Below are 5076 nucleotides of genomic sequence, written 5' to 3'. Positions count from 1 at the left end.
TGAGCTTTCGGGGCGTACGTACGTCAAAGCGGCTCAGATCCGTTTGCTTCAGGAGCAGATTGGACGTAGCCGCGGGGCGATTGAGTTCAAGTTAAGCAATATCTCGGCAGCGGCAAGAAGTTTAGGTCTTCCGATAATCAAAGGCTATCAACCCCGTTTCAATTTTCAGATGTCGCTTGCAGAATCGATCTTGCGGTGGCTTGCTCAACACCCGGACTGGGAGTTGTCCCTAAAGGGTGAACGGCCATTCGAATTGGCTGAGGCTCCCGCATTGTTCGTTGGAATCGCTCCGACACTCAGGAATGCGCCACCACCAGAAGAAGCCGAAAAGCTTGAGGCCGTTGCTCGAAGGTTTGATGTTGCCAGCCGCGATGAAAACAACAGGGCTTTGGGGAAGGCAGGGGAAGAACTGGTGTTTCATCGAGAGCGCACCCAGCTTCAGCATCAAGGTCGTAACGATCTGGCGAGTCGTGTTCGCTGGGTTTCACAAGAGGATGGTGATGGTGCCGGTTACGACATTCTAAGTTTCACTCCGGAAGGCAAGGATCGTTTAATCGAAGTGAAAACAACGAATGGTTGGGAGCGCACGCCGTTTCACATCTCCCGCAACGAATTGGATGTTGCAGAAACTCGGCAGAACGACTGGTATCTTTTTCGCCTCTACGAATTTGCGCAAAGCCCCAAGGCCTTTGAATTGCGGCCACCGCTTGAGGCGCATGTTGCACTGACTGCAACAGATTTTCAGGCGAGTTTTGGATGAGTAGAGTGATAGTTGAACGAACGGTTTCAGCCTGGGCTGGCGTTTGATCGTGGCGTAGAGACCGACTGTCTAGAGCCAATCCATCAGTTTTCTGCGGTCCCGCTCGCGATGGGATTGTGAGTGTGGGCGTGAAGTCATTCGTGTTTGTGGCCACAATCACGTGGACACAATAACCGGAACGCGAAGCGGGTCCCATGCGAAAATTTCAGCGCGGAGATTGTTTTATTGGCCGCACGCCATCTTGGAAAACGACGTTTCTTCGCCGAAAAGTTGCACCTTCGACGTAGTCCGGTTCACTGATCCGATCCATGCGAAAATGTCGGAAATCTTCTCGAGCGGGATCCCAGGCCACCAGGTACCAAAGTGGAGGCAAGATCAACATTGCTTGGGGTTCGACGTATCGACTGCTCTGTGTTCCTTTCGCGTCGCGGTATTGAAAGCGAAGGTGTAGACACCGGAGAAATGCTGTCTCGAATGCCGGTAGCAATGCAGGGTCCATTGTACCCAGGTTGGATATGTCCACCTGCGGAGCGAGTTGCCCGACATACAAACAATTCAGAAAGCGCCGCAAATCTCGGATTTTGTCCGACGGCAAGGCCTTCTCGATTTTGGCGAGGCCGGAATCTGCGAGATCCAGAAACGGAAGGTTTCCGGCTGCACGCATGGAGGCCACACTTATCAAAAGCGCAAAGACTTCCGTGACCGCGAGACGCGCCGTTGTCTGAACGGATTGCGGATCAAGTTGCAGGCCCCCTCCACGGCCGGGCTCGGCATGAATGACAAAGCCCTGATCGCGTAATGCGCTGATGTCACGCAGCATCGTGCGTCGTGATGCCCCAACCTCTGCTGCAAGTTGGGCAATTGTTGAGGTCCCGCTGCGGCGGAGACTGCGCACGATGGCGTCCTGTCTGAGGCGAACGTTCATTTTCGTAGAGCTATCAATTAAAGGTGCCAGAATTTGACCCTATTTGATTTTAAGCAGCAGCTGTCGGCGTCAGCAAGGACTTTCGGGATTTGCGACGCGCGCCCTCGGACCCATTGGACGGGACGTTTAACGCAACACCTGTGGGGGTGCTGCCCAGTCGCCCTGTAAAGCTCAAAAGGAAGATAAGTGTTTGATCCTGCAGATTTTCCCAAACCCATAACGATCTCTGTAAACGGCGTGAAACTGGAAGTCTTTGAAGCTGGAAAAGAAAATTCGGGAAGACCAATTGTGCTTTGTCATGGTTGGCCGGAACACGCGTTTTCCTGGCGTTATCAGATACCCGCGCTCGCAAGCGCGGGATACCATGTCATCGCTCCCAACCAGCGCGGCTACGGCAATTCTTCGCGGCCGGCGGAGGTAGCGGCCTATGACATCAGCCACCTGACCGGTGACCTTGTCGCTCTCCTTGATCACTTTGGTTATGACGACGCCACCTTTGTTGGCCATGATTGGGGGGCAAATGTCGTTTGGAACCTTGCGTTGCTGCATCCTGACCGTGTGAACAAGGTGGTCGCGCTCAGCTTGCCATACCAGGAGCGTGGTGAAATCCCCTGGGTGGACTTCATTGAGAGCTTTTTGGGAAGCGACCAATACATCGTGCATTTCAACCGGCACCCAGGCGAAGCAGATGCGGTATTGGACAGAAACAGGCTGCAGTTCCTGCGCAATCTGTATCGCAAGAACGAACCAATAAAAGCGCCAGAGCCGGGGATGGCCATGATCAATCTTGCCATGGCTGAAACATCTGCCGGTGAGCCTCTCATGAGTGATCGCGAGTTGGCCGTTTTCGACACGGCATTCGAAACCTCAGGGTTCACGAGCAGCATCAATTGGTACAGAAACCTCGACTGCAACTGGCATCTTCTGGCGAAGATCAACCCTGTCATCCAACACCCTGCTCTGATGATTTACGGCGATCGCGACTTGGTGCCGAAGTCCCCCAATTTGAGTGACTTTGTCCCAAACGTCGAGGTGGTCACCCTGGATTGCGGCCATTGGATACAGCAGGAAAAGCCGGAAGAGACAGCCCAGGCGATTTTGAACTGGCTGGACCAAAAAAACGCGACCTAGCGCTTGGAGATTTTCAAAACCTGCCTGTGTCCTCCAGCCAAGTCTGACGTTTGACCGTAGTGCAACGAGTGACTGTTTAGTGGCCAATGTGGGCTGTGCTGCCATTTGGGCGAGTGTCGGTTTGGGACCGAAAGCGGGCGCTCGTACGCAGCGGGTGCGCAGTTGATATCGGCGGTTTGCCACATCGCGGGTCGTTCTTTTGGGAAGCGGCGCATGCGGCTGATATCGCCAACGTGGCAAGCGGCGCACATAATCAGTCAGCGGTCGTTCTGACGATGTCCACAAACCTTTCCACGGTGTCAGAGTTTCCGGATTTCCGAAACGCAACGTATAGCTCGATTTGGTTGTCGCACGGCTCAAACGGGACGAAGGTGACGCCCGGAGGGGCGATGTTCCGGACCCATGCAGGTGCCAGCGCGATGCCAAGCCCGTGGGCTACAAATTGAAGCAGTGTTGATTTGTCGATGATCTCGCAGACAATGTTCGGTTGGGCGCCAATCTGCCGGAAACCGCTCCAAAGCACCTCGTGCAGAATTGGCCGCGCGTGTTTTGGATAACCGACGATCGGCTGGTCGGCGATATCGGATGCGGAAAGGGAGGCAGAACCTGAAAGAGGGTTTGTATCGGCAAGCACAACCACGACTGGCTGACGATATAAAAACTCGCTCGTAATGAACTCGTCTTGCTGAGGTGTCCGCACGAAGGCCACATCGGTCCGATGACCGATCAACTCTTGGGAATGTTGTTCAGAAGACGAGATTTCCAGCACCTGGACATGGACATGCGGGTCGGTTTTGCGAAACGCGAGTAGTACCCTGGGCAACAGCATCGAGATTGCCTCATCCACGCCGCTGACCCGAATGTGGCGCAGATCTGAATCGGCGGTGTGGCGAACGTTGGACACCGATCTTTCGATATCGGCGAGAATTTTCTTGGCGTCCTGAACGAATTCCGCCCCGGCCTGCGTCAGGCTGACCTGACGCGTGGTTCGAAAAAACAACCGTGCGCCAAGCTCGTGTTCAAGGGCAGAAATGCGTTCGGACAGCGCGGATTGGCTGAGACCCAGACACTCACCGGCTTTGCGGAAATGAAGTTCTTCCGCAACAGCGACGAAACATTCCAGTTGTCTGATGTCCAATCCGGTTTTCCCTTCCGCTCATTTGATGACACTGACATGCATTGTTTCATCCAGCCCGGCTTCGAAGGCACGGATGGCGTCAGCATATGTCAGTGTATCCAGCGTGTCATCGCCGCCGCGGATCAGGGCGGAGCGGGTTGAATCGTCCATCCGGAACGGCACGATCATTTCGCCGACCGAGATCACGCGACGCTCGATATCAATCGATATCTCGGCACCCGGTTCGTTGCCGGCCAGTTGCAGCAGCGCATCCCGTGCGTTAGGAGACACGACGGGCAGCGTAAGCCCGTTCTTGCGGGCGTTGTCGAAGAAGATCCCCGCGAAACCCGTGCCAATGCAGGCCTCAATCCCCAGCTGCCGCATACCCCAGACCGCGTGTTCGCGGCTGGAGCCGCAGCCGAAATTGTCTCCCACGATCAGGATAGTGGCCTGGGACCAGGGCGCCTGGTTCAAAATGAAGTCGGGGCGGGTGTTCCCTGCCTCATCAAAGCGCAAATCGGCGAAAGTGCCGTCCGCCAACCCCTCGCGGGTGATCGTGATCAGAAAGCGCTTGGGCATGATCACGTCGGTATCGACATTCGCCAGCGGAAGCGGTGCGGCCCGGCCTGAGACTGTCTTTGGCATTTACACGGTCTCCAACTGATAGTCGCGCACGTCGGTCAGGCGACCCGCGACAGCCGCAGCGGCCACCATGGCCGGGCTCATCAGATGGGTGCGCGCCCCCCGACCCTGGCGGCCTTCGAAATTGCGATTGGTGGAAGAGGCGATCCGTTCTCCGTCCATGGCGATATCGTTATTCATGGCCAGGCACATCGAACACCCGCTTTCAGGCCGCCAGTCGAAGCCCGCTTTGATGAACACGTCATCGAGCCCTTCCGCCTCGGCCTGAAGCCGTGTCAGAGCAGAGCCCGGCACAACAATCGCGTTGACGCCCTCGGCGACCTTGCGCCCTTTCAGGACAAGGGCTGCGGCGCGCAGATCCTCGATCCGGCTATTGGTACACGATCCGATGAACGCACCATCGATCGGGATGTCCCGCACTGGTTGTCCGGGCGTCAGACCCATGTAGTGCAGTGCGCGTTCCAGCGCCGCTTTGGCTTTCGGAGTGGATTGGCTGCTCGT

Annotated in this window: 6 protein-coding genes; 2 read left to right on the top strand and 4 right to left on the bottom strand. The window is 56.0% G+C overall.

From position 1 onward, the window contains the following. Window positions 1–760, top strand: a 760-nt coding sequence (locus tag K5905_RS27195) for a DUF3883 domain-containing protein (protein ID WP_297590160.1), incomplete at its 5' end; no start/stop codon positions are given. Window positions 761–965: 205 nt separating this feature from the next. Here K5905_RS27195 and K5905_RS27190 read toward each other — a convergent pair. Then, window positions 966–1685: a YafY family protein gene (locus tag K5905_RS27190; protein WP_297590157.1), complete on the bottom strand. Its 720-nt coding sequence runs from the start codon at window positions 1683–1685 to the stop codon at window positions 966–968. 186 nt (window positions 1686–1871) lie between these two features. Between K5905_RS27190 and K5905_RS27185 the strand changes: the two genes are divergently transcribed. Next, window positions 1872–2816, top strand: coding sequence for an alpha/beta fold hydrolase (locus tag K5905_RS27185; protein ID WP_297590154.1), 945 nt, complete (start codon window positions 1872–1874; stop codon window positions 2814–2816). 253 nt (window positions 2817–3069) lie between these two features. On the opposite strand, the gene K5905_RS27180 is transcribed toward K5905_RS27185, so the two are convergent. The 3 genes from K5905_RS27180 to K5905_RS27170 all read right to left on the bottom strand — a co-directional run. Beyond that, the gene (locus tag K5905_RS27180; RefSeq protein ID WP_297590151.1) at window positions 3070–3954 is read right to left on the bottom strand and encodes a LysR family transcriptional regulator; all 885 of its coding nucleotides are present in this window, start codon (window positions 3952–3954) and stop codon (window positions 3070–3072) included. Window positions 3955–3972: 18 nt separating this feature from the next. Continuing rightward, entirely contained in the window at window positions 3973–4578 is a 606-nt protein-coding gene (leuD, locus tag K5905_RS27175; RefSeq protein WP_297590148.1) for a 3-isopropylmalate dehydratase small subunit, read from the bottom strand. Continuing rightward, window positions 4579–5076, bottom strand: a 498-nt coding sequence (locus tag K5905_RS27170) for an aconitase family protein (protein ID WP_297590145.1), incomplete at its 5' end; no start/stop codon positions are given.

The sequence above is a fragment of the Roseibium sp. genome (assembly GCF_025698965.1).
In the GTDB taxonomy this organism is placed as follows: Bacteria; Pseudomonadota; Alphaproteobacteria; order Rhizobiales; family Stappiaceae; genus Roseibium.
Note: the sequence above shows the minus strand (reverse complement) of the source record. Positions and strands in the feature narration are given on the sequence as shown.